Origin of the sequence: Microbacterium sp. C448, from assembly GCF_000582705.2 — a bacterium.
Classification (GTDB): domain Bacteria; phylum Actinomycetota; class Actinomycetes; order Actinomycetales; family Microbacteriaceae; genus Microbacterium; species Microbacterium lacus_A.
In genome coordinates, this window is the sequence record NZ_HG779744.1 from 15,549 (window position 1) to 37,293 (window position 21,745).

At 67.0% G+C, this 21,745-nt stretch carries 21 protein-coding genes; 20 read left to right on the top strand and 1 reads right to left on the bottom strand.

Annotation, left to right across the window (positions count from 1 at the left end):
* The first annotated feature begins 111 nt into the window (after positions 1 to 111).
* From MIC448_RS12200 to MIC448_RS12220, 5 genes are all read left to right on the top strand, one after another.
* Positions 112 to 954 (top strand): universal stress protein, encoded by an 843-nt coding sequence (locus MIC448_RS12200; protein WP_036300069.1) that lies wholly within the window; start codon positions 112 to 114, stop codon positions 952 to 954.
* 742 nt (positions 955 to 1,696) lie between these two features.
* Entirely contained in the window at positions 1,697 to 2,041 is a 345-nt protein-coding gene (locus MIC448_RS12205) for a hypothetical protein (RefSeq protein ID WP_036300072.1), read from the top strand.
* A 558-nt stretch (positions 2,042 to 2,599) separates the two neighbouring features.
* Positions 2,600 to 3,760 carry a substrate-binding domain-containing protein gene (locus MIC448_RS12210; RefSeq protein WP_051513730.1) on the top strand — a complete coding sequence of 387 codons (1,161 nt, stop codon included), beginning with the start codon at positions 2,600 to 2,602 and terminating at the stop codon, positions 3,758 to 3,760.
* A gap of 5 nt (positions 3,761 to 3,765) precedes the next feature.
* Positions 3,766 to 5,307 (top strand): sugar ABC transporter ATP-binding protein, encoded by a 1,542-nt coding sequence (locus MIC448_RS12215; RefSeq protein WP_051513732.1) that lies wholly within the window; start codon positions 3,766 to 3,768, stop codon positions 5,305 to 5,307.
* A complete protein-coding gene (locus tag MIC448_RS12220) occupies positions 5,304 to 6,302 on the top strand; it encodes an ABC transporter permease (protein WP_036300074.1) in 999 nt (332 codons plus the stop codon). The genes MIC448_RS12215 and MIC448_RS12220 overlap by 4 nt, the downstream gene beginning before the upstream one ends.
* A gap of 37 nt (positions 6,303 to 6,339) precedes the next feature.
* On the opposite strand, the gene MIC448_RS12225 is transcribed toward MIC448_RS12220, so the two are convergent.
* Positions 6,340 to 7,284 carry a LysR family transcriptional regulator gene (locus MIC448_RS12225; protein WP_036300077.1) on the bottom strand — a complete coding sequence of 315 codons (945 nt, stop codon included), beginning with the start codon at positions 7,282 to 7,284 and terminating at the stop codon, positions 6,340 to 6,342.
* A gap of 176 nt (positions 7,285 to 7,460) precedes the next feature.
* Here MIC448_RS12225 and MIC448_RS12230 point away from each other — a divergent pair, with 176 nt between their 5' ends.
* The 15 genes from MIC448_RS12230 to MIC448_RS12300 all read left to right on the top strand — a co-directional run.
* Positions 7,461 to 8,471 (top strand): VOC family protein, encoded by a 1,011-nt coding sequence (locus MIC448_RS12230; protein ID WP_036300120.1) that lies wholly within the window; start codon positions 7,461 to 7,463, stop codon positions 8,469 to 8,471.
* A 77-nt stretch (positions 8,472 to 8,548) separates the two neighbouring features.
* Positions 8,549 to 9,517, top strand: a complete 969-nt coding sequence (locus tag MIC448_RS12235) for a fumarylacetoacetate hydrolase family protein (protein ID WP_036300080.1) — start codon at positions 8,549 to 8,551, stop codon at positions 9,515 to 9,517.
* Positions 9,514 to 10,524: a cyclase family protein gene (locus tag MIC448_RS12240; RefSeq protein ID WP_036300082.1), complete on the top strand. Its 1,011-nt coding sequence runs from the start codon at positions 9,514 to 9,516 to the stop codon at positions 10,522 to 10,524. The genes MIC448_RS12235 and MIC448_RS12240 overlap by 4 nt, the downstream gene beginning before the upstream one ends.
* Positions 10,525 to 10,558: 34 nt before the next feature.
* On the top strand, positions 10,559 to 11,704 hold the full coding sequence (locus MIC448_RS12245) for an FAD-dependent monooxygenase (RefSeq protein WP_036300085.1): 1,146 nt from the start codon (positions 10,559 to 10,561) through the stop codon (positions 11,702 to 11,704).
* A gap of 17 nt (positions 11,705 to 11,721) precedes the next feature.
* Positions 11,722 to 12,723, top strand: a complete 1,002-nt coding sequence (locus MIC448_RS12250) for an amidohydrolase family protein (protein ID WP_243420005.1) — start codon at positions 11,722 to 11,724, stop codon at positions 12,721 to 12,723.
* Positions 12,720 to 13,700 carry a fumarylacetoacetate hydrolase family protein gene (locus MIC448_RS12255; RefSeq protein WP_036300090.1) on the top strand — a complete coding sequence of 327 codons (981 nt, stop codon included), beginning with the start codon at positions 12,720 to 12,722 and terminating at the stop codon, positions 13,698 to 13,700. The genes MIC448_RS12250 and MIC448_RS12255 overlap by 4 nt, the downstream gene beginning before the upstream one ends.
* A gap of 120 nt (positions 13,701 to 13,820) precedes the next feature.
* Complete coding sequence (locus MIC448_RS12260; RefSeq protein WP_232711538.1) at positions 13,821 to 14,333, top strand: transporter substrate-binding domain-containing protein; 513 nt, start codon at positions 13,821 to 13,823, stop codon at positions 14,331 to 14,333.
* On the top strand, positions 14,330 to 15,301 hold the full coding sequence (locus tag MIC448_RS12265; protein WP_036300093.1) for a cation transporter: 972 nt from the start codon (positions 14,330 to 14,332) through the stop codon (positions 15,299 to 15,301). Before MIC448_RS12260 ends, MIC448_RS12265 begins: the two co-directional genes overlap by 4 nt.
* 137 nt (positions 15,302 to 15,438) lie before the next feature.
* A complete protein-coding gene (locus tag MIC448_RS12270; protein ID WP_036300097.1) occupies positions 15,439 to 15,921 on the top strand; it encodes a pyridoxamine 5'-phosphate oxidase family protein in 483 nt (160 codons plus the stop codon).
* A gap of 159 nt (positions 15,922 to 16,080) precedes the next feature.
* Positions 16,081 to 16,929, top strand: coding sequence for an ABC transporter ATP-binding protein (locus MIC448_RS12275; protein ID WP_081766390.1), 849 nt, complete (start codon positions 16,081 to 16,083; stop codon positions 16,927 to 16,929).
* Entirely contained in the window at positions 16,926 to 17,681 is a 756-nt protein-coding gene (locus tag MIC448_RS12280; protein ID WP_036300099.1) for an ABC transporter permease, read from the top strand. The genes MIC448_RS12275 and MIC448_RS12280 overlap by 4 nt, the downstream gene beginning before the upstream one ends.
* The gene (locus tag MIC448_RS12285; RefSeq protein WP_051513736.1) at positions 17,678 to 18,433 is read left to right on the top strand and encodes an ABC transporter permease; all 756 of its coding nucleotides are present in this window, start codon (positions 17,678 to 17,680) and stop codon (positions 18,431 to 18,433) included. The genes MIC448_RS12280 and MIC448_RS12285 overlap by 4 nt, the downstream gene beginning before the upstream one ends.
* Before the next feature lie 122 nt (positions 18,434 to 18,555).
* Positions 18,556 to 19,629 carry an ABC transporter substrate-binding protein gene (locus MIC448_RS12290; protein ID WP_051513739.1) on the top strand — a complete coding sequence of 358 codons (1,074 nt, stop codon included), beginning with the start codon at positions 18,556 to 18,558 and terminating at the stop codon, positions 19,627 to 19,629.
* A 76-nt stretch (positions 19,630 to 19,705) separates the two neighbouring features.
* On the top strand, positions 19,706 to 20,722 hold the full coding sequence (add, locus tag MIC448_RS12295; RefSeq protein ID WP_051513740.1) for an adenosine deaminase: 1,017 nt from the start codon (positions 19,706 to 19,708) through the stop codon (positions 20,720 to 20,722).
* A partial coding sequence (locus MIC448_RS12300; RefSeq protein ID WP_158497546.1) for an NtaA/DmoA family FMN-dependent monooxygenase occupies positions 20,719 to 21,745 on the top strand: 1,027 nt, incomplete at its 3' end. The genes add and MIC448_RS12300, both read left to right, overlap by 4 nt.

The following is a 21,745-nucleotide window of genomic DNA, read 5'->3' on the forward strand; positions in this document are numbered from 1 at the left end:
AGGAGGGAGCGGGACCTATGTCCTGGCGCGTGCCCACCGTGATCGGGAATAGTCGGAGGTGGAAGCAGCGCGGCGACCGCCACAGCGTCGCCTCGAGCAGAGGAGTGCGAAGTGCGCGAAAGAGTAGTTGTCGGTGTGACGGATGCGGCTGCGTCGCGGAGGGCCGTCGACTGGGCCGCCGATCGAGCCGCCGGTCGGGGCGATGCGGTAGAACTCGTTTCCATCGTCGGAGGCGCGGTCGGGGTCGTCGGCGAGGGCCGAGTGATCGACGAGGCGCTCGAGCTCACGCAGCACCTGCTCGATCGAGAAGCCGAGCGCGTTCGCGAACGAGGAGTGCCCGTCGAGACGCGCGTGGGTCGGGGCAATCCCGTTGAACAGCTCATCGAGGCCTCGACGGGAGCAGCCCTTCTGGTCATCGGTAGTGATTACCGGGGCCCCGAGTCGGGTCCTGCTCGCGGGCCGCACGGGATCCGCATCACCGCGGGCGCGCACTGCCCGGTCGTCGTCGTACCCGACCTCGATATGGCGGCGCGCGAGGGCGTGGTCGTCGGAGCGGATGGGTCGGCGGTATCGGAAGCTGCGATCGCCTTTGCGGCGGCGGAGGCGGAGCGTTCCGGTGAGCCGCTCATCGCGGTGAGCACCTGGTCGCCCGTCGCCATCCCGCTCGGGATGCGAACGTATCCCGATGAGTACCTGCGCAACATGCAGATCCTCACGGAGGAGTCGCTGGCGATATCGCTTGCCGGCCTCGCGCAGCTCTACCCCGATCTGGTCGTCCGCAGTGTCGTCGAGAGCAGCTACAGCCCGGATGCGGTGATCAACCGGCTCGCGATGAACGCGCGGCTCGCGGTCATCGGCTCCCACGGCCGTGGACCGATCGCCCGGTTCATCCTCGGATCCACCAGCCAGCAGGTTCTCAACCGGCTAGCGACCGCAACCGTCGTCGTGCGGTGACAGGTGTATCCGGGTCTTGAGTGGCGGACGACGGCGCCCATCAAGCCCGGATTGCCCGACTAGTGCACACACGGCTCTCTCCGCTAGATTGCGGTCCTGGACGCTCGTTGTCTTCGCGCATGTCCCCGTGCAGGCCATCCGCATGCCCCGGGTCCGTGCCCATACGGTGCCCACATCTCAACACGAACGAGACCGACCGAAAGGGGTCGAACACCGACCGCAACACGCTTGGAACCGCATGAATCCGCGGCCTTCTGATCGAACTGGAATGGGTCCGAGCGGGACTCTTTGGGGTTCAAATCCCTCCGTCTCCGCCACATCGTTTCGGCCAAGATGAAGTCATGATGTCGCTTCATGGCCTCGAGGCCCTCAACCGGGCGTTCGCCGAGCAAGCCGCGGCAGTCGGGGCCGATGCCATCGTGCAGAGCGCGATCTGGCCGACTGCCGGGCAGATGATCGATCACCTCGGAAACGTCCAGGCCTGGGTTACCGAGATCGTGCGCACCGGGGCGCCCGCGGATCGCAAGGCCCTCGTTCGCCCCGAAGACGAGGATCCCGTCGAGTGGTTCACGCAAACGAGCCGCAGGCTCGTGGCAACGCTTGCGAGCGTGAACCCGGACCGCGAGTGCTGGACACTGTTTGAAGCGCCATCCATCACCTCGTTCTGGGGGCGTCGGATGACACGTACGAGGCGGCCAAACATCTCTGGGACCTCCGGACGGCCAGCGACGCAGCGCCACCGATGCCGGAGGAGCTGGAACTCGGACAGCAGGCCGACGCCATCGACGAGTTCGTGGAGGTCTTTGTGCCCGCCGCGCGTGCTCGCGGGATCGAGCCCCTTCCGCACGATCTCTTCCTGGTGGCGGACGACATCGACCGCAGCTGGCGATTCACGGCGGACTGGAACGTCATCGCCGCCATAGGGACAGACGTGCCCCTCGCGTCTGAAGTGCTGCGCGCGGACGTCGGCGATCTGGCTCTAGTGCTCTGGGAGCGTGCGAATCCGTGGCAATTGCCGGACCGCTTTCGCATCGAGAACGGAGACACTGCTCTGCGTGCGCTCGTGAGCACACCCGTCCACCTGTAGTCGAAGAGTTCAATCTCGGGTGACCCCGCGCAGCCCTGATTTTGAAGGGCTGATCAGCCGTATCCTGCCTCGCTCGTGCGGCACGCATCTAGGATCCTGATGGGTCCATCTACGATCCTGATACGCCGGAATCGCCCCTCGAATCGGCCCGCGCAGCCCCGACGGACGGATGCTCCGGGCAGGAATCCGGGTCCGCCGATCGGGCGCTGAGCGCGACGCCCGTGACGGCTCGGTGACACATGTCACAACGGCACTCCGAAACCGCGGCCGGGGGCACTCGAGACGCCGGAAAAGCGCGTCGTTCCGCGGGTTGCGGGTCCTTCGGCAACGACAAGCCAGCGGCGTCGTTGCGTCGGATACGCGCGGGTCGACCCGCCCGCGGAGTCTTCGGGCGAGCCGTCTGGACGTGCCGAAAACAGCCTCATGGTGTGGCGTGTGTGGGCGCGCGGAGGGGCTGCCCAACGGTCGTTTTCGACCGTTTTCGGCCTATTCTCTCGGCGCTTGCGGTCCTATACATTTCGACACGTCTGCACCAGACATCGAATCAAGGGAGATTCCGTGAAATCACATACCCGCAGAGGTCGGCCGCTCGTCGGCGCGCTCCTCGCACTGACGATCGCCCTCGTCGTCACGGCCTGTTCCACCGGGACCGTCGGTGGAGGAACCGACACCCCCTCGGCATCCGCACCCGCCGGTGGCGACGCGGCATCGGCGCTCGCCGCCGCCTACGAAGGCGTGGTCGGCGCCCCGCCGACCGAACCCGTCGCCGTACCGAGCGACATCACCGCATGGGTCGTCTCGTGCGGTGAGCTCGCCACGACCTGCGCGGCACCCGCCGCCGGCGCGGTCGACGCATCCGAGCAGATCGGGTGGGAAGCGAGCGTCTGCGACGGCGAGCTCAACCCGAACGGCTGGGGAAGCTGCATCCGTCAGGGCATCGCCGCACAGGCGGACGTCATCATCACGATCGGCCAGGACTGCGGCGCCATCAGCGGCGCCCTGCAAGAGGCGGCCGACGCGGGGATCACCACGGTCAACGTGGGTGGCGTCGACTGCACCCCGTCGCTGTACACCGCGAACGTCACGATGCTCGAGGGCTTCTCGTACGAGGAGTACTGGTCGAAGGTCGGCGAACTTCAGGCGGATTGGCTGATCGGTCAGACCGACGGCGCCGTGAAGCTCCTTCAGGTCGAGTTCAACGACACGCAGTGGGGCCCGATCATCACCGAGGCACTCGAGGCTCGTCTCGCCGAGTGCGAGGGATGCAGCATCGTCGGAACGGTTCAGCTGGCGAACTCCGACCTGGCAACGGGCACCCTGCCGCAGAAGTTCTCGACCGCGCTGCTGCAGTACGCCGACGCGAACGCCGTGGCGATCCCGATCGACGGATGGTTCCTCGCCGGCCTCGGCCAGGCAATCAACGCGTCCGGTCGGGGCGAGACCCTGCACGTGGTCGGCAACTTCGGGTCCATCCCGAACTGGGAGGTCATCCGATCCGCCGGAGGACAGGACGCTACCGTCGCGAGCGCCGCCGAGTGGAACGGCTGGGCGGGTGTCGACGCGGCGCTGCGCAGCCTCGCCGGTCAGGACATCCTGCCCGCGGGCATCGGTCTGCAGGTCGTGGATGCCGAGAACAACCTGCCTGACGCCGGGCAGCCGTTCAGCTACACGCCGACGATCGACTTCCAGGCCGACTACCTGTCGGTCTGGGAGCGCTAAGTCCCATGGCCACCGAGCAGCGCGTCACCTCCGACGCCATCGGCCTGCGCGCGAGCGGCGTCTCCAAAACCTTCGGGCACTTCCGTGCTCTCGTCGGTGCGGAACTGGTCGTTCGTCGCGGGACGGTGCACGCGCTGCTCGGTGGCAACGGATCGGGTAAATCCACGCTCATCAAGTCCCTCGCCGGCGTCTATACGGCGGACGAAGGCACTCTTCACCTCGGAGGACGCGAGCTGGCGATGGCGGATGTCTCGCCCGCCGTTGCTCGCAGTCTCGGGCTTCGATTCGTGCACCAGGACCTGGGGCTCTTTCCGCAGTTGAGCATCGCCGAGAACATCGGTCTGAGTCGCGGGTACCCGACTCGATGGAGTGCCATTCGCGAGCGCGAGCTTCGTACCGGCGTTCAGGCGCTACTCGAAACCTTCGAGATCGAGGCGGATGCCCGAACGCTCGTCGCGCATCTCCGGCCCGCCCAGCGGGCGATGGTCGCGATCGCGCGGGCCCTCGACGACGCCGAGTCCGCGGACTCGATCCTGATGCTCGACGAGCCGACGGCAGCGCTCGGCGAGCACGACGCGGGTGAGTTGATGCGAGCCATCCGCAAGCGTGCCGACGGCGGTCAGACGATCGTCCTCGTCAGTCACCGCTTCAGCGAGATCGCCTCCGTCGCGGACGACGTGACCGTCTTCCGCGACGGACGATCCGTTGGCAGTGCGCCACTCGACGCGATGCCGCTGCCCCAGGTCGTGAGTCTGATGACCGGGGGCGAGGGTCGCGAGATGCCGCGCTCGTTCGTCGAGCACGAGGCGGGGCCAACCCGGATCGAGGTGCTCGGCCTGACCGCGGGCGCGAGCAGGTCGGTGTCTTTCACTGCGGGCGAGCGTGAGATCCTCGGATTCGCGGGACTCGACGGCGCGGGGCACGCAGACGTCGTTCGCGCCCTCTTCGGAGCCCTCCCCGTCGTGGCCGGTTCGGTCGCGGTGGACGGAGCGGACTACGCCCCCCGCACGCCTCGCGAGGCCATGGCCGCCGGCAGCGCTTTCGTCCCGCAGGATCGCCATGCCGATGCCGCTTTCGCCGATATGTCGGTGACGCAGAACATCAGTGTGTCCGTCCTGGATCGCCTGTGGAACGGTCTCACGCTGTCTCGCAAGCGCGAGCAGCACACGTCGGATGACGCGATCACACGGTACGACGTCCGGGCCGCGAACGCGGATGTCCCCCTCGGCGTCCTCTCGGGCGGAAACCAGCAGAAAGTGATCATCGCGCGCTGGCTCCAGCGCGACCCGAAGCTCATCCTGCTGCTCGAACCTACCCAGGGTGTTGATGTCGTCTCCCGTCACGACGTCTACGACAAGATCGTCGACGCCGCGCGTTCGGGTGCCACGGTGCTCGTCGCGTCGTCCGATCTCGACGAACTACTCACACTTACCCACCGCATCGCGGTCTTCCGGGCCGGCCGTATCGCCGTCGTCCTGGATTCCGCACACACCACGCGCGACGAGATCGCGAACGCGATGATGGCAGAGGAGCCAGTACCCGCATGACTTCGCCCCAGACCCGAACCATCCCCGTGCAGCGCAGCAGCTTCTCGGCGGTCGGCGAGCGCTACGGGCTCCCCGTTCTCTTGCTCGTGATCATCGTGTTCTTCGCCGTGCTTCCGGCCAGCTCGTCCACCTTCTTCTCGCCCGCCAACCTGTCGGTCGTGCTTGCCAACCAGTCGGTCGTGATGCTCTGCGCCATCGCCGTGATGATCCCTCTCATCACCGGCAACTTCGACTTCTCCGTGGGGGCGAACACTGTGGTCGCGGCGATGGTCTGCGCCGGCGCGCAAGCGCAGCTCCAGCTGCCCGTTCCGGTCGCGATCCTGCTCGCGCTCGCCGCAGGAGCTCTCGTCGGCCTGATCAACGGCTGGCTGGTCGCCGTCGTCGGACTCGACGCGTTCATCACGACGCTGGGTGTCGCGACGGCTCTCGCAGGCCTGGTGCAGTGGTACTCGGGCGGCCTGCCTATCTACGGCATCGACCCGTCGATGATCGCCTTCGGTTCGCAGACGTGGCTCGGTCTTCCGATGGTCCTCTACGTCGTCATCGTGGTGTTCGCGATCATCTGGTACGTCCTGACCTGGACGCCCTTCGGTCGACGCCTCTACGCGGTGGGTTCGAACCGGCGAGCCGCGGATCTGGTCGGAATCAGTGCGTCCCGGCTGACCCTCGTCGGCTTCGTCCTCGCGGGCACGCTCGCCGGAGTCGCCGGTGTCCTGCTCAGCGCACGCACGGGCGGGGCGAACCCGAGCGCCGGAACCGAGCTGCTCTTTCCCGCCCTCGCCGCCGTCTTCCTCGGTGCGACGGCGATTCGACCGGGTCGCTTCAACATCGTCGGAACGATCATCGGTGTGCTCTTCGTGGCCGTCGCCGTCAGCGGGCTGACCCTCGCCGGGGCCCAGTCGTGGGTCGATTCGGTCTTCAACGGCGTCGCGCTCGTGATCGCGGTCTTCGTCTCGACTTACCTGCGTCGGCGCCGCGAAGGGAGCGCCCGCTAGACGCTGCTTCTGACGGGCGCCATCCACGCGGCGGGTGTCACGGCGCGTGCGCGTGAATGCCGTACTCGACGATTCGGCCTGCCTCGGCGAACAGGTCGCGCATCCACGCGTGCTCGGGATCGCGAGAGTGCACGGGATGCCACCACAGCGCATTCACGATGGATGTGGCGGGGAAGGGAAGCCGCATGACGCGGGTCCCGCCGAGTTGCCGGGCGAAAGGAACGAGGGCTCCCTGGATGAGTCCGATCCGGTTCGTGCCCTGCACGAAGTGGGGAAGGCTCAGGAAGCTCTCGACCACGACGTCGACGCGCGGTTCGATGCCCAGCTGTTGAACCTGCCGCCCCACCGAGGTGAAGGCATTGCGCGAGGCGTACGTCATGACGAAGGGAAGCGCCGCGAGATTGTCCATCGTCAGCTCGTCGCCGACGTCCTCGTTCTCATCCGCGACGAGCCCGAACCAGTCGTCGCGCCACGCGTCGATGTACGGCAGGTCGCTCAAGAACCCGTGCGGGATGAGCATCGCGTCGGCGGAGCGCAGCCGACTGGAGGCATCCTCGACGACCTGCGGCGTGTGCAGCATGAAACGGAAACGGACTCCGGGGCTCCGCTCGGCGGCGAGCCGTGAAACGACCGTACCGATCGTCGCGAAGCCGTAGTCGGATCCGTACACCGAGAACTCGCGCGTCGACTCGGTGGGGGTCCAGGTCGCCTGGCTGTCGAAGACCCGTCGTGCGGCCTCGAGTGCGGTCGTCACGTGATCGAGCAGCCGGACTGCGAACGGCGTCAGCTCGAGGGTGTTACCTCGCCGCGCCAGGATCGGATCGTTGAAATGGGCGCGCAAGCGCGAGAGCGAGGCGCTCAGCGCGGGCTGGGTGAGGTGAAGCCGTTCCGCTGCGCGTGTGACGCTGCGTTCGGTGAGGAGTGCGTCGAGGGCGACGAGCAGATTGAGGTCGAGCCGATTGAGTCGGGAGCTGTCTGTCACGGTGCGCTCCTTCGCGCGGGTGCGGTGCTGTCGAGGTCCATGCGGTCGTGGTGCGGGGCGTATCAAGGGGAATGATACTCGACATCGCCAGAATCGACTTCCCTTATGTGTTTGCTCCTCGCATGCTGGTTGAGCAGGGCAGATCCGGTGCCCGCCTGCTTCAGAAAGGATCGAAGATGATCAAACTTCTCTCCCACCTCTCCTATGTGGCCATCACGACGCCCGACGTCGAGGCCTCGGTGGAGTTCTACAAGACGCACGTCGGTCTGACGGAGGTCGCCCGCGAGGATGGCCGCGTCTACCTCCGCTGCTGGGGTGACTACTACGCATACTCCGTCGTCGTCGTCCCGGGCGATGAGGCGATGCTCGACACGATGGCGTGGCGCACGTCCAGCGCCGAGGCCCTCGACGAGGCCGCGAAGCGCCTCGAGGCCGCGGGAGTCGAGGTCGAGTGGTTCGACGGATACAAGGTGGGCCGGGCGCTCCGCTTCGTCGGACCGTGGGGCCACCCCATGACTCTGCACTGGGACGTAGAGCGTTTCCAGGCCCCGGGACACGAGGCGTCGATCTTCCCCGACCGTCCGTCGAAGCGGTCCAAGGTCGCCGGAGCGCCCCGTCAGCTCGACCATGTCACGATCGCCGCAAGCGACGTCGACGGCTTCGCGAAGTGGTACAACGACGTCCTCGGCTTCCGCATCATGGCGCGCACCGTCCTCGACGAAGCCCCCATCTCGGTGTTCTCGGTCCTGACCACGAACGAGAAGTCGCACGACCTGGGCGTCGTTCTCGACGGATCGTCGCGCGCCGGCCGCGTCAACCACTACGCGTTCTGGGTCGACACCTACGAAGAGCTGCTCATCGCGGCGGACACCCTGATGGAGGATGGCGTCGCGATCGAATACGGCCCCTCCATCCACGGCATCGGCGAGCAGACCTTCCTCTACTACCGTGAGCCCTCGTCGATGCGTATCGAGCTCAACACCGGCGGGTACCGCAACTACGTGCCCGACTGGACGCCGAACACGTGGAAGCCGTCGCTCGGGTCGAGCAACATCTACCGCAACGCGTCGATGCCGATGTCGATGACGGAGTCGTTCCCCGCTGCCGACGGCCCCACAGCTACCGAAGAGGGAGTTCCGGACGAGATCCGCGAGAAGCTCTTCAACCCGTACACCCAGCACGGCTGAGAACCTGAGACCGGGCTCGGGCGGCGCCGCCGATCGCGCCGCCCCGGCTCGTTCCACCTGATCGGCAAGGAGTAAAGATGACGAAGACGTCCGCAGGCCTCGAAGCCCCGTTCGCGCTAGCGCGCTTCCACGAGGAGGGACGCGCCGTTCTCGGCCTCGTCGCGGGTGACCGAATCCGGCCTCTGACTCCCGCCGAACTCGGCGCGGAAGACCTCAACTCCTTCCTCGCCGATCCGGCGTGGGATCGACTCGAAGCACTCGCCGGGCAGGACGGCCCTTGGCGGCCGCTCGACGAGGTCACACTCACCGCCCCGGTCGAGCCCCGCGAGGTGCTGCAGGCGGGCGCGAACTACCGCACCCACGTCATCCAGCTGATCATGGCCGGTCTGTCGAAGGGGGATCCGTCCCGGAGCACCGACGAGGTGCGCGCCCACGCCGAGAAGGTGATGGATGCGCGCGCCGCGAGCGGGCGTCCGTTCTTCTTCATCGGCCTACCGCAGTGCGTCGTCGGCGACGACGTCGCGCTCGAACTGCCCTCGTACAGCGAGACGCACGACTGGGAACTCGAGCTCGCGATCGTCATCGGACGCCGAGCGTTCGACGTCGAGCCCGAAGACGCGATGGATCATGTCGCCGGATACACGATCGTCAACGATGTCACAACGCGTGACCTGGTCTTCCCGACGGACGTCGGCGACATCGGCGCCGACTGGTACCGCTCCAAGAACGCGCCCGGCTTCCTTCCGACCGGCCCGTTCCTGGTTCCGGCGAAGTTCGTCGACCCGTCTGACCTGCGCGTGGTGCTCGAACTCAACGGCGACGTCATGCAGGATGCGACGACCGCCGAGCTGATCTTCGACGTTCCCTCGCTCATCTCCGTCGCCTCGAAGACCGCGCCGCTGAACCCGGGCGACCTGCTGCTGACAGGAAGTCCCGCGGGCAATGGTCAGCACTGGAAGCGGTTCCTGCGCGACGGCGACATCATGACCGGGTCGATTCAGGGTCTCGGCACCCAGGTCGTGCGCTGCATAGCGGGGGCTCGATGAGCGCCGACCGTCCCCAGCCGTCCGAGCGCCCAGCGGACCTTGACCGGCAGAACCCCGAGTCCGAGATCGCGGCACGCGCCGAGGCTTACCGCAACTGGGGTCGATGGGGCGAAGACGATGTGCTGGGCACGCTCAACTTCATCGACGAGGCCAAGCGCGCTACCGCCGCTCGACTCGTGTCGCAGGGCCGCGTGATCTCGCTCTCACAGAAGTTCGACACGGACGGCCCGCAGAAGGGGTGGCGGCGTCGCATCAACCCCGTGCACACGATGACCGATACGGGAACGGATGCCGAGCGTGGCAATCAGGGATTCCCGCACGGAATCGGCGGCGCCGACGACTACATCACGATGCCCTTGCAGTGTTCGACCCAATGGGATGGCCTCGGGCACATCTTCGATCACGGGAATGCCTGGAACGGGCGACGTGCCGGGGATGTCGTCACGAGCGAGGGCGACCTGGTCACCGGCATCGAGCACGCTCGTGACGTGATCGTCTCGCGCGGTGTGCTGCTCGACCTCGGCCGGCACCTTGCCCCCGAGACCGGCGAACTGCCGGATGGCTATGCCATCACGGCTGACGAGCTGGATTCCTGCATCGCGGCGCAAGGCGCGACGAGCGCGGTCGGCCGCGGCGACATCGTGCTCGTCCGCACAGGTCGATTCACGCGCGCGGTACGCGAGGGGTGGGGCGAGTACGCCGGTGGCCCGGCTCCCGGGCTGTCGCTGACGACCGCGGGATGGCTGCACCGCACCGAGATCGCGGCGATCGCGACCGACACCTGGGGCTTCGAGGCGCGCCCCAACGAGTTCGACGCGCCCGCCTTCCAGCCGCTGCACCAGATCGTCATCCCCAACATGGGCCTGACGATCGGCGAGATGTGGAACCTCGACGAGCTCGGCGAGGCCTGTGCCGAACTCGGGCGCTGGGAATTCCTGCTCTCAGCGCCCCCGCTGCCCATCACGGGCGCCGTCGGCTCGCCGATCAATCCCGTCGCCCTGCTGTAACCCCCCCCACGATCCGGAACAGAGAGGTTCTGAAATGACCGTCGCGAACAACGCCGTCAACAAGGTCGCCATCGTCGGAAGCGGCGTCGCCGGGCTCGCCGCCGCCATCCAGCTCGCCAAGGCGGGCGTCGATGTCGACCTGTACGAGTCCACGTCCGAGCTGTACGCACTCGGATCCGGTATCTCGCTGCAGGGCAACGCGCTGCGCGTATTCGATGCACTGGGAGCCTGGGACGACATTCGCGCCGCCGGGTTCGCGTTCGAGGGGCTGACGCTCCGTGCCCCCGGCCCCGACGCCCCGGTCGTTGCCGCACTGCCGGACGTGAAGACCGGCGGCCCCGACTACCCCGCCGCGATGGGGATGCCGCGCGCGGACCTCGCCCGGATCCTCGCCCAGCACGCCGTGAGCGCCGGTGCGGCGATGCACTTCGGATCGAAGGTGACGGGCCTGGAGGAGGCCGAGGATTCCGTCGAGCTGATCGTGAACGGCGAGAGCGTCGGCCACTACGACCTCGTGATCGGAGCGGACGGGTTGAACTCGCGCGTTCGCGAGATGATCGGCATCGAGACCAAGCCCGAGCCGACCGGCATGGGCATCTGGCGCACCTTCGTCTCTCGCCCGGCGGACGTCGAGCGCAGCGAGCTGTACTACGGCGGCCCGGTGTACATCGCTGGCTACACCCCGACGGGCGAAGACTCGATGTACGCGTTTCTCGTCGAGAAGGCGCAGGACCGCGTCGGAGTTTCGGACGAGGAGGCGACGCGCATCATGCTCGAGGAGTCCCGTGCCTACGGCGGGCCCTGGAACGCGATCCGCGCGGATCTCGAGAAGGGTGCCCACGCGAACTACACGTGGTTCACCCAGCATCTGGTGGCGGCGCCCTGGAACCGCGGACGCGTCGTGATCATCGGCGATGCCGCGCACAGCTGCCCTCCCACGATCGCCCAGGGCGCAGCACAGGGACTCGAGGATGCCTTCGTGCTCACCGAGCTGCTGACCACGCGCGACCAGATCGATCAGGGCCTGTGGGACGAGTTCCACAGGCGCCGCATCCCGCGCGCGCAGGCGGTTGTCGAGGCATCCGTCCAGCTCGGGCAATGGCAGATCGACGGTGATCGCGACGCGGATGCGGGCGGTCTGATCTTCGGGATCGCGCAGAAGATGGCGCAGCCCGCGTGAGCGCTCATCAGAGCGGTGTGACCGACGTCCACGCCCACCTCTTGCTGCCCTCGCTCCACGCCGAGGTCGAGCGGCGAGCGCCCGATCTGGTCGCCGAGGCCGCCGCGCTCGACTTCCGCCGCAACGGCGCCGCGAGCCAGGCGGTCTCAGGCCCGATGATCGGCAAGCGCATCCCGAAGCTGACCGATATGAATGTGCGCCTGGCAGACATGGATGCCCAGGGTGTCGAACGCCAGTGGGTCAGTGCCTCGCCGAACCACTTCTACCCGTGGGCGCCCGAGGGACTCGCGGTCTGGGTTGCGAGCGAAGCGAACCGTTTGATCGCGGAGTATGTCGCCCAGGCGCCCGATCGGCTCACGGGTCTCGGGCTCGTTCCGATGCAGCACCCCGAGCGCATGGTCGAGTATCTCGACGACGCCGTGCTGGGCCGCGGCCTCGCGGGCGTCGAGATCTCGTCGTTCGCGGGCGATGTGGAGCTCTCGGACGAGCGTCTCGAGCCTTTCTGGGCGCGTGCGGCCGAACTCGGCATCGTCATCTTCCTGCACCCGTTCGGGTGCAGCCTCGACGAGCGCCTCGATCGGTTCTATCTCGCGAACACCGTGGGTCAGCCGACCGAGAACGCCGTGGCTCTGTCGCACCTGATCTTCGCGGGTGTGCTCGACCGCCATCCGGGGGTGAAGATCGTCGCCGCGCACGGCGGGGGCTACCTGCCGACCGTCATCGGTCGCTCGGACCACGCCTGGCGGGTGCGTCCGGATGCGCGGGGCTGCGAGCATCCGCCGTCCACCTATCTGCGAAAGCTCTGGTTCGACACCGTCGTCCACGATGAGCGCACACTTCGCGCGCTCGTCGAGGTCGCGGGGGAAGACCGTGTGGTGCTCGGCAGCGACTACCCGTTCGACATGGGGCTCGACGAACCCGTTACGAAGATCCGTGAGGCCGGGCTGTCGGAAGAGATCACGCAGCGGATTCTGGGCGGCAACGCCGCGGCTCTACTTGAGACGAAGAGCAACGCATGAGGATCGCTCGCTGGCGCGACGGGGACACGATCGGCGAGGGTTTCGTCGAGGGCTCGGATGTGGTTTCGTTCCCGCGTGGCCGCACCGTCGCATCCGTTCTGGCCGAGGGCCTGGACGCGGCGCGCGCGCTTCACACCGAGACATTCGGTCCGTCGGGTGCCCGAAGGCGCCCCCTCGCGGACGTGGACCTGCTGGCACCCGTCGTTCCGCCGTCGGTTCGCGACTTCGTGACGTTCGAGGAGCACGTCGAGGGCGTGAGCGCGGGTGTGGAGGGCAAGAGCGATGTGCCAGCCGAATGGTACGGGGCCCCCACCTTCTATTTCACCAACCCGCACACGATCCTCGCCCCGAGCGAGCCCGTGCGTCCCCCGGTGACCGAGCGTCTCGACTTCGAGCTCGAGCTCGCGGTGGTCATCGGCGCCGTGCCGGGATCTGACGGATCGAACCTCGATGCGATCTCCGCAGCGCCGCACATCTTCGGGTACACGATCATGAACGACTGGTCGGCTCGTGACCTGCAGGCGCGTGAGATGAAGGTGCGCCTCGGCCCGTGCAAGGGCAAAGACTTCGGCACGACCCTCGGGCCGTGGATCGTGACGGCCGACGAGCTCGAGGGGTATCTCGACGAGGACGGCTTCCTCGCGGTGCACGCCGAGGTGCGGATCAACGACGAACTCATCGGCGAAGACCTGGTGTCGAACATGGGGTGGCCGTTCCCCGAGCTCGTCGCCTACGCATCCCGGAATTCGCGCGTGATGCCGGGTGACGTCCTCGGTTCGGGCACGGTCGGCAACGGTGGCTGCCTGGGCGAGCTGTGGGGTCGCAACCGCGGGCTCACGCCGCCGCCGCTGCAGACGGGAGATGTCGTCCGCATGGTGATCGAGGGCATCGGCGAGATCGAGAGCGTCGTGGGCGAGCAGGTCGCGGCGCCGCCCCTCCCGTCCGCACGCGTGAGGTCTCGCGCCCGCACACGCTGAGCAGATGTCTGCGCACTGTTGAGCACACCTTTCGGGAGAGCTCAACCCCCTCCCGTCGCGCACGCGTCGGAGCCACACTCGGACCGTGGAAGGGACCGAGGGGATACGGCGGTGGCGAACATGAGAATGGGCGCTCGCTCCGGCGCACGTCACCTCACCTGGGTGGCAGGCACGGTGGTGACGGCGCTCGCACTTGCGGGTTGTGGGATACAGATCCCCGCGGATCCCTCGGGCACGCTCGACACGGTCCGCGGCGGCATCCTCCGGGTCGGGGTCTCCCTGAATGATGGCTTCGTCGAGACAGGCCAAGCCGGCAGCGGTGAGCCCGAGGGGCCAGAAGTGGAACTCATCGAAGCATTCGCTGAATCGCTGGGCGCGGAGCCCGCGTGGACCGTGGGGGCGGAAGAGGCGCTCGTTCGCCAGCTGGAACGCGGGCAGCTGGATCTCGTCGCCGGCGGCCTGACCGACGCGACCCCCTGGATCGACATGGCGGGCGTGACGAGACCGTACACCGAAGTGACCGATGATGACGGCAGCACGCTCAAGATCGTGATGCTGACACCGATGGGTGAGAACGCGTTCCTCACTGAGCTCGAGACATTCCTCAGCGATACCGAGAGGGTCGGTCAGTGAGCCGCGAGACCGTGCGATTCGGTCACACCGAGCTGCCGGAGCGTCAGGCGAAAGTGTTGCGCCGAGCCATCCGACTCGAGTGGATCACCATCGGCTTTCTCGCCGTGACCGTGACCCTGGTTTTCCTCGTTCTCGGCAGCTCGCAGGCGATGAAGGCGGCATGGATCGAGGACCTTCTCTCCTTCATCCCGCCGATCGCCTTCCTCATCGCCGTGCGCATCAATCGGAAGCTGCCGACCAAACGTCACCCATACGGGTTCCATCGATCGGTCGGCGTCGGACATCTCGTCGCAGCCGTCGCGCTCGCGACGATGGGAACCTATCTCATCGTCGACTCCACGATCGGACTGGTCGCCGCGGAACACCCGACGATCGGAACGGTGGAGATCCTCGGATCGACGATCTGGCTCGGATGGCTCATGATCGCGGTCATGGCCGTCACGGCTCTTCCACCCGTCTTCATCGGTCGTATCAAGCTGAAGCTCGCGGAAGATCTGCACAACAAGGTCCTGTACGCCGACGCAGACATGAACAAGGCCGACTGGATGACCGCGCTCGGCTCGATCATCGGTGTCACCGGTATCGGCATCGGGCTGTGGTGGCTCGATGCCGCGGCTGCGATTTTCATCGCGGCCAGCATCCTGTGGGATGGCATCCGAAACCTTCGTGCTGCGCTCGCCGACCTCATGGACGAACGAGCCACGACGTTCGACGACAAGAAGCCGCATCCCGTGGCCGCTCGCGTCGACGACTATCTGCGCGCGCTCCCCTGGGTGGCGGCGGCGGGTAGTCGGATGCGCGACGAAGGGCACGTCTTCCACATCGAGGCCTTCGTCGTGCCCGTCGACGGCCGACTCCCAACCCTCGACGAGCTCGAGGAAGCCCGCCAGGCGTGTATCGATATCGACTGGAAGGTGCAGGACATCGTCCTCGTCCCCATTCGCGAACTCCCCGAGGTCGTCAGCTGACCAGGTGCGGTGTGCCTGCGGCCGGCGCGTAGCACCTTCGGTGGCGTTGTCAACGCCCCCGCGGTCTCCCGAGCGCTGCGGTTGACTGTGCGAAACGATCCCCGGATACGGGGTTCCTCGCGCAGGAAGGCGCCATCATGACCGCTTCATCATCTGAGCTCCACAAGCTCAACGACCTCTTGAAGAAGTTCCGTTTCGCGATGCTGACGACCCGCACCACGGACGACAAGCTGACGGCGCACCCGTTGACGGTTCAGGAAGCCGAGTTCGACGGCGACCTCTGGTTCATCATCGGCAAGAGCGCTTCGGCGGTCGAAGACATCGCGCGCGACCCCAACGTGGGCGTCTCGTTCAGCTCCAACGATTCGTGGCTGTCACTCGCCGGAACCGCGCTTGTCGTGGAAGATCTCGCGAAGCTGCGGGAACTCTGGAACCCCGCGGTGGAGGCGTGGTTCCCCGACGGACCCGAAGACCCGAACGTCGTTCTACTGAAGGTCGACGCTCTGAGCGGCGAGTACTGGGACAGCCCGGGTGGCAAGGTCGCAACGCTCGTATCGCTCGTCAAGAGCAAGATCACCGGCGAGGCGTTCGAAGCTGACAACGAGAAGTTCGACCTGTGATCTGAGCGGGTCGGCGTCGAGAACGTAACAAGGTCCGCACGATCGCGTCACCTGGCCGAAACAGGACGTTCCTACGGTTGAACTAACCAATTCACTCGGGCGGAGCAGCAAGCGTACGAGTGGCTCGATCTGGAAGTTCTTGACCGGACGGATCCCTCCATGGCCTCTGCTGCACTCGTCACCGCACCCACCTTCACCGCCGCTCAGACGGCCTCGACCACGGACCCGGGACCCAAGACGGCCGTCTCGATTCGTGCGGCGGACAAGATCTTCTCCCTGGGCCGTGGTAAGCAGTTGCAGGCCCTGGCGCAGGTCGACATCGAGATCGAGGAGGGCGAGTTCGTCGCCATCATCGGCCCGTCCGGGTGCGGCAAGTCGACGGTGCTGCGCCTCGCGGCAGGGCTCGACGAGCCGACGAACGGAAGCGTCGAGATCTTCGGTGCCGAGCCGCGCCAGTTGGCGAAGCAGCACCGGCTCGGCGTTGCGTTCCAGGAGCACGCCCTGCTGCCGTGGGCCTCGGTGCGATCGAACATCGCGCTGCCCTACAAGGTCGCCGGCCGCAAGATCGACGACGCCCGAGTCGACGGACTCATCGAGCTCGTCGGGCTGAGCGGTTTCGAGAAGGCGCGGCCGAAGCAGCTCTCGGGCGGCATGCGCCAGCGCGTGTCCATCGCACGCGCCCTCGTCCTGAGCCCGGATCTGCTTCTCCTGGACGAACCATTCGGTGCGCTCGACGCCGTCACACGTCGACGCATGAATGCCGAACTCGCGCGCATCTGGGGCGAGGAGAAGATCACCTCGATCCTCGTGACCCACGATGTCGACGAGGCACTCATCCTCGCCGATCGGATCATCGTGATGACCGGGCGCCCCGGGCAGGTCCGTGAGGTCAAGAAGGTCGACTTCCCCCGTCCGCGGGATGCAGAGACCACCCGCTCTCCCGAGTTCCACGCCCTCGTCGACGAGCTCACCTCGCTCCTCGATGCCAGCGAAAGCGCCGCGGCGTGAAGCCCACCCGTCGATCCACCAAAGTCATCTACGGAGTCATCGGCAGTGCGCTCCTCATCCTGGGCGCCGAACTCATCGGACAGTTCCAGCTCGCCGGACGGGCATGGCCCCCGTTGACGGATGTCGTGGCGTACGTCTCGACGCCGGCCGGCGCGAGCCTCGTGTGGCGGAACGCCCTCGTCACGCTCTCGGCCGCCGCCCAAGGGTTCGTGCTCGGCGTCGCCGTTGCCGTGATCGGGGCGGCGCTCGCGCTGGTCGTCCCGCTGCTGCGGCCGGGATTCGATCGCTTCGCGGCCATCCTCCACGCTGTACCGACCATCGCCCTGGCGCCGCTTCTGATCACGACCGTCGGCCGCGAGGATACGCCGATGGTGATCGCGGCACTCAGCGTCGGGTTCGTCATGTTCGTCACGATGACGTCGGGCTTCGCCCACACGAGTGCCGCGCACGAAGACGTCTTCACCGTGCTCGGTTCCCAGCGCATCCAGCGCCTCGCGCGTCTCGAAGTGCCGCAGGCGATTCCCGCTTTCTTCGACGGACTGACGCTGGCGGCTCCCGCCGCCGTGCTCGGGGCGACGATCGGCGAATGGTTCGGTGCCCCGATGGGGCTCGGACTGGTGCTCGTCAGCGCCATGCAGAACTACCAGATGGCCCTGCTCTGGTCGGCGGCGCTGGCGGCGACCATCATGTCGCTGGCGGCATATCTCATCTTCGTCCAACTGCAACGTGTCGCCGTTCGGAGGTTCGCATGAGCCGCCTGCGCGCGTTCGGTGTGGGTCTGCTGCACCTCTGGCCGATCGCCCTGATCCTGGTCGCCTGGGACCTCTGGATCGTCCTGAACGACTACACGTCGACCGTCGCTCCTCGTCCCTGGAACGTCATCACCGACCTCACCGCGGGATTCGGCGACTATCTGCCCTCCGTGCTCTACACCGTGGGAGTCTCGTTGGGCGGGTTGATCGGCGGGACCCTCATCGGTTTCGTCGCCGGTATCGCGGTGTGGTGGTCGGCCGCGCTGTCGGGTGTCGTGACACCGACAGCCCTCGTCATCCGCTCGGTTCCCATCACCGCGATGATCCCGATCATCGCCCGGATCGTAGGCTACGGCGACGCGGCCGTGATCACCTCAACCGCGCTGATCTGCTTCTTTCCCGCCTTCGTCTTCACACTGTCGGGGCTGGCCTCGATTCCCGAAGCCGGTGCGGATCTGTTCCGGGTCATGGGTGCCAACAAGCTGCAGGTGCTCGGACGCCTCGGCATCCTGCATGCGCTGCCGAATCTCATGATCTCGGTGCGCATCACCGCCCCGACCGCGGTGCTGGCGGCCATGCTCGCCGAGTTCCTCATGGGTACCAATGGACTCGGTGCCCTGTTCTCGGAGTCGCGCAGTTACATGAATATGGAGCGCGCCTGGGGCACCGCCCTCATCGCGACCATCGCGTCCGTGCTGGTGTTCCTCGGTGCGCGCGTGCTCGAGCGTCGCGTGGACGCACGCGTCACCTGATCCATCCCGATCCGATCCGCCAGTGTCGCGCAGGGGCGCGACCGTGGCGGGAGCCTTGCCGAAAACAGCCCACTCGATCTTGAACTCGCCCGATCAGATGCCCAACCCACACAAGGAGTCACATGTCGCACCCCCTGTCACGAGCCACACCGCACGGCCGCAAGCGCATCTTGACCGCATCCTCGTTCGCGCTCGTCGCATCGCTGGCGCTCGCCGGCTGCGCGGGTGCGGCGGGTGACGCCGAGAGCACGGAGGTCGGGGAGGAACTGACCACCATCCGGGTCTCGCTCGGCTGGATCAAGAACGTCGAGTGGGGAGGATTCTGGATCGCCGATGCCGAGGGCTATTACGCCGAAGAAGGTATCGAGGTCGGATGGATCGGTGGCGGGCCGAACGCCCCCACCACCATGGCGACCGTCGCCGCGGGGGATGCCGACCTCGGTATCGTGCCCGGCACGCAATCGTGGCTGCAGACCTTCGCCGACGGAAACGACTGGACGGCGATCGGCGCGCTGTTCCAGGAGAGCCCCGGCGCGCTCGTGTCGCTCGCGGATGATCCCGTCACGTCCGCCGAAGACATGGTCGGGAAGACGGTGCTCGGGCAAGAGGGCACCCAGATCAACTACGACGCGGTGTTCGCGCTCGCGGGTCTCGAGCCCGACTACGAATTCATCCCGGTCGGCTACGACATCGCGCCCCTCGTCGACGGCCAGGGTGTCGCATACACCGCCTACGCGACCAACCAGCCGATCATGCTCGAAGAGCAGTACGGACTCTCGCCCGACGATTACGTGGTGACGCTGTATGCCGAGCTCGGCATGCCACTCTACGGCAACGTCGTGTACGGCGATTCCGCGTACATCGAAGAGAACGGCGACCTGATGGAGGGCTTCTTGCGGGCATCCATCCGGGGCTGGGAAGAGAACGGCGAGGACTTCGCTGTCGGAGCCCAGCTGTCCGTCGACGAGTACGGAGCCGATCTCGGTCTCGACATCGTGCAGCAGACCCGTGAGAACGAACTGCAGCAGCCGTTGGTCGTGGGGGAGTACGGCGACCCGCTGTTCTGGATGGACCCCGAGCTGATGCTGGAGCTGATGTATCCGGGCCTCGAAGCGGCCGGCTACGCGGATCTTCCGGACCCGAACGACTACATCGACATGAGCTACCTCGAGGCGGCCCACGCGAGCCTCGAATAAACCCGTGAGGTGGGGCTCGGGAGTTCATCCCGGGCCCCACCTCCGCCCCATCACTTCGATAACGAGAGAGAAACGCATGACCCTCACCGAGTCCCTCACCCCCGATGACGCCACCGTCAGAGATCTGCAGGCCCTGCCCAAGGGGCACCTCCACCTGCACATGGAGGCGGCCATGCGGCCGGGCACGCTCGTCGACCTGTCGGGTGCGCTCGGGATCGAGCCCGTCGTGACGAGCGGATTCTCCGGGTTCACCGCGTTCAGCGAGACCTACCGCGGGCTGCTCGCGGCCATGGATCACCCCGACCACCTCGGCATCCTGATGGACCAGATCTTCGAAGATCAGGCGGCGGAGGGTGTTGCCTATCTCGAGCTCGGAGTGAGCCCTCGCTTCTACGCCGGGCGGTACGGATCGCTCGAGGCATCGCTCGCCGAGATGCTCGACCTCGCGCGGTCCGCTTCGACGACCCACGGCGTTGCGTTCGGTTTCATGCCGACGATCGATCGCACAGCCGGGCTCGAGAACGCGATCGAGGTCGCTCGTGCCGCGGCGCGGTTCGCCGGCGATGGCGTCGTGTCGCTCGGACTCGCCGCGGACGAACGCGGCTTCCCCTGCGCCGACTTCGCCGAAGCCTTCGCGATCGGCCGCGCGGCGGGACTGCAGTCGACACCCCATGCGGGTGAGCTGGTGGGACCGGAGTCCGTCTGGGAGGCGATCGACGTCCTCCGGGCGGATCGGATCCTGCACGGCGTGCGGGCGGTCGAGGACCCGGAGTTGGTGGCACTCCTGGCTGAGCGCGGCATCCCGCTCGACGTGTGCCCGACGTCGAACGTGCTGCTCGACGTCGTGGCCGAGATCGGCGAGCACCCGCTGACGGTCCTGCTGGATGCCGGCGTGCGGTGCTCGATCAACGCCGATGACCCGATCCTGTTCGGCCCCGACATCCTGGCCGAGTACGAACTGTGTCGCACGAGCCTCGGCATGGCCGACGAGCAGCTCGCCGCGTGCGCGTGGACGTCGATCGAGACGACTCTTGCCCCCGCAGACGTCAAGGCCGCGGCGAAGACCGCGATCGACGGATGGCTGGCGGCATGAGCAAGACACTGCACTTCGGCGTCTTTGAGGTCATGGGCCCCCAGGTGGGTGGCACCTACAGTTGGGCGCACCCGCGCAGCGAGGGCCTGTCATACCTCGACCCGCAGCATTGGATCCGGATGGTGCGGATCCTCGAAGACACCGGGTTCGACTTCCTCTTTTTCGCGGGGGGCTACGGCTATCCGCTGATCGACGGCGACTTGCCCCATGTGGCGACCGAGAAGGCCATCAACTTCCCGAGCCTGGACCCGGACTACCTGATTCCGATCCTCGCCCAGCACACCGACCGGCTCGGCTTCGTCGTGACGCAGTCGACGGGCCTGGATCATCCCGTTCAGCTCGCGCGTCGGTTCTCGACCCTCGACCATCTGACGGGTGGACGCATCGGCTGGAACATCGTCACGGGGGCGTCGCAGAACGCGATCGCCGACGTGTTCGGTCACGACAACATGGTGCCGCATGACACCCGGTACGAAATGGCGGCGGAGTATGTGGAACTCGCCGCTCGGTTCTGGGAAACCGCGTGGGATGACGACGCCTTCGTCGGCGACGCCGCGTCGGGCGTCTTCGCGAGGCGCGACGGGGTGCACCGCGTGACCTACGACGGCGCGCACTATCGGTCGCGAGGATACTTCGGCGCACCGCCCTCGCCCCAGCGCACGCCCGTGCTGTTCCAGGCCGGCACATCACCGGCCGGCCGAGCTTTCGCCGCCTCGAACGCCGAGTGCGTGTTCGTGCAGGCGACGACCCCCGCACGGACCGCCGCGGCCGTCGCCGATATCCGCCGGCTCGCCGGCGAGGCCGGTCGCGACCCCGAGGCCATCACGCTGATGTGCGGCCTGACCGTCTTCGTCGGCGAAACCGAAGCCGATGCGCTGCGGTACGAAGCCGAATTCGATGCGATGCAGACCGACGAGATCGTGGCGTCGCTGTACGCCGGCAATACCGGCATCGATCTGCTGGCGCTCGACCCCGACAAAACGCTGCACCAGGTACTGGATGCCGGCGGGCCCATCGGGCAGA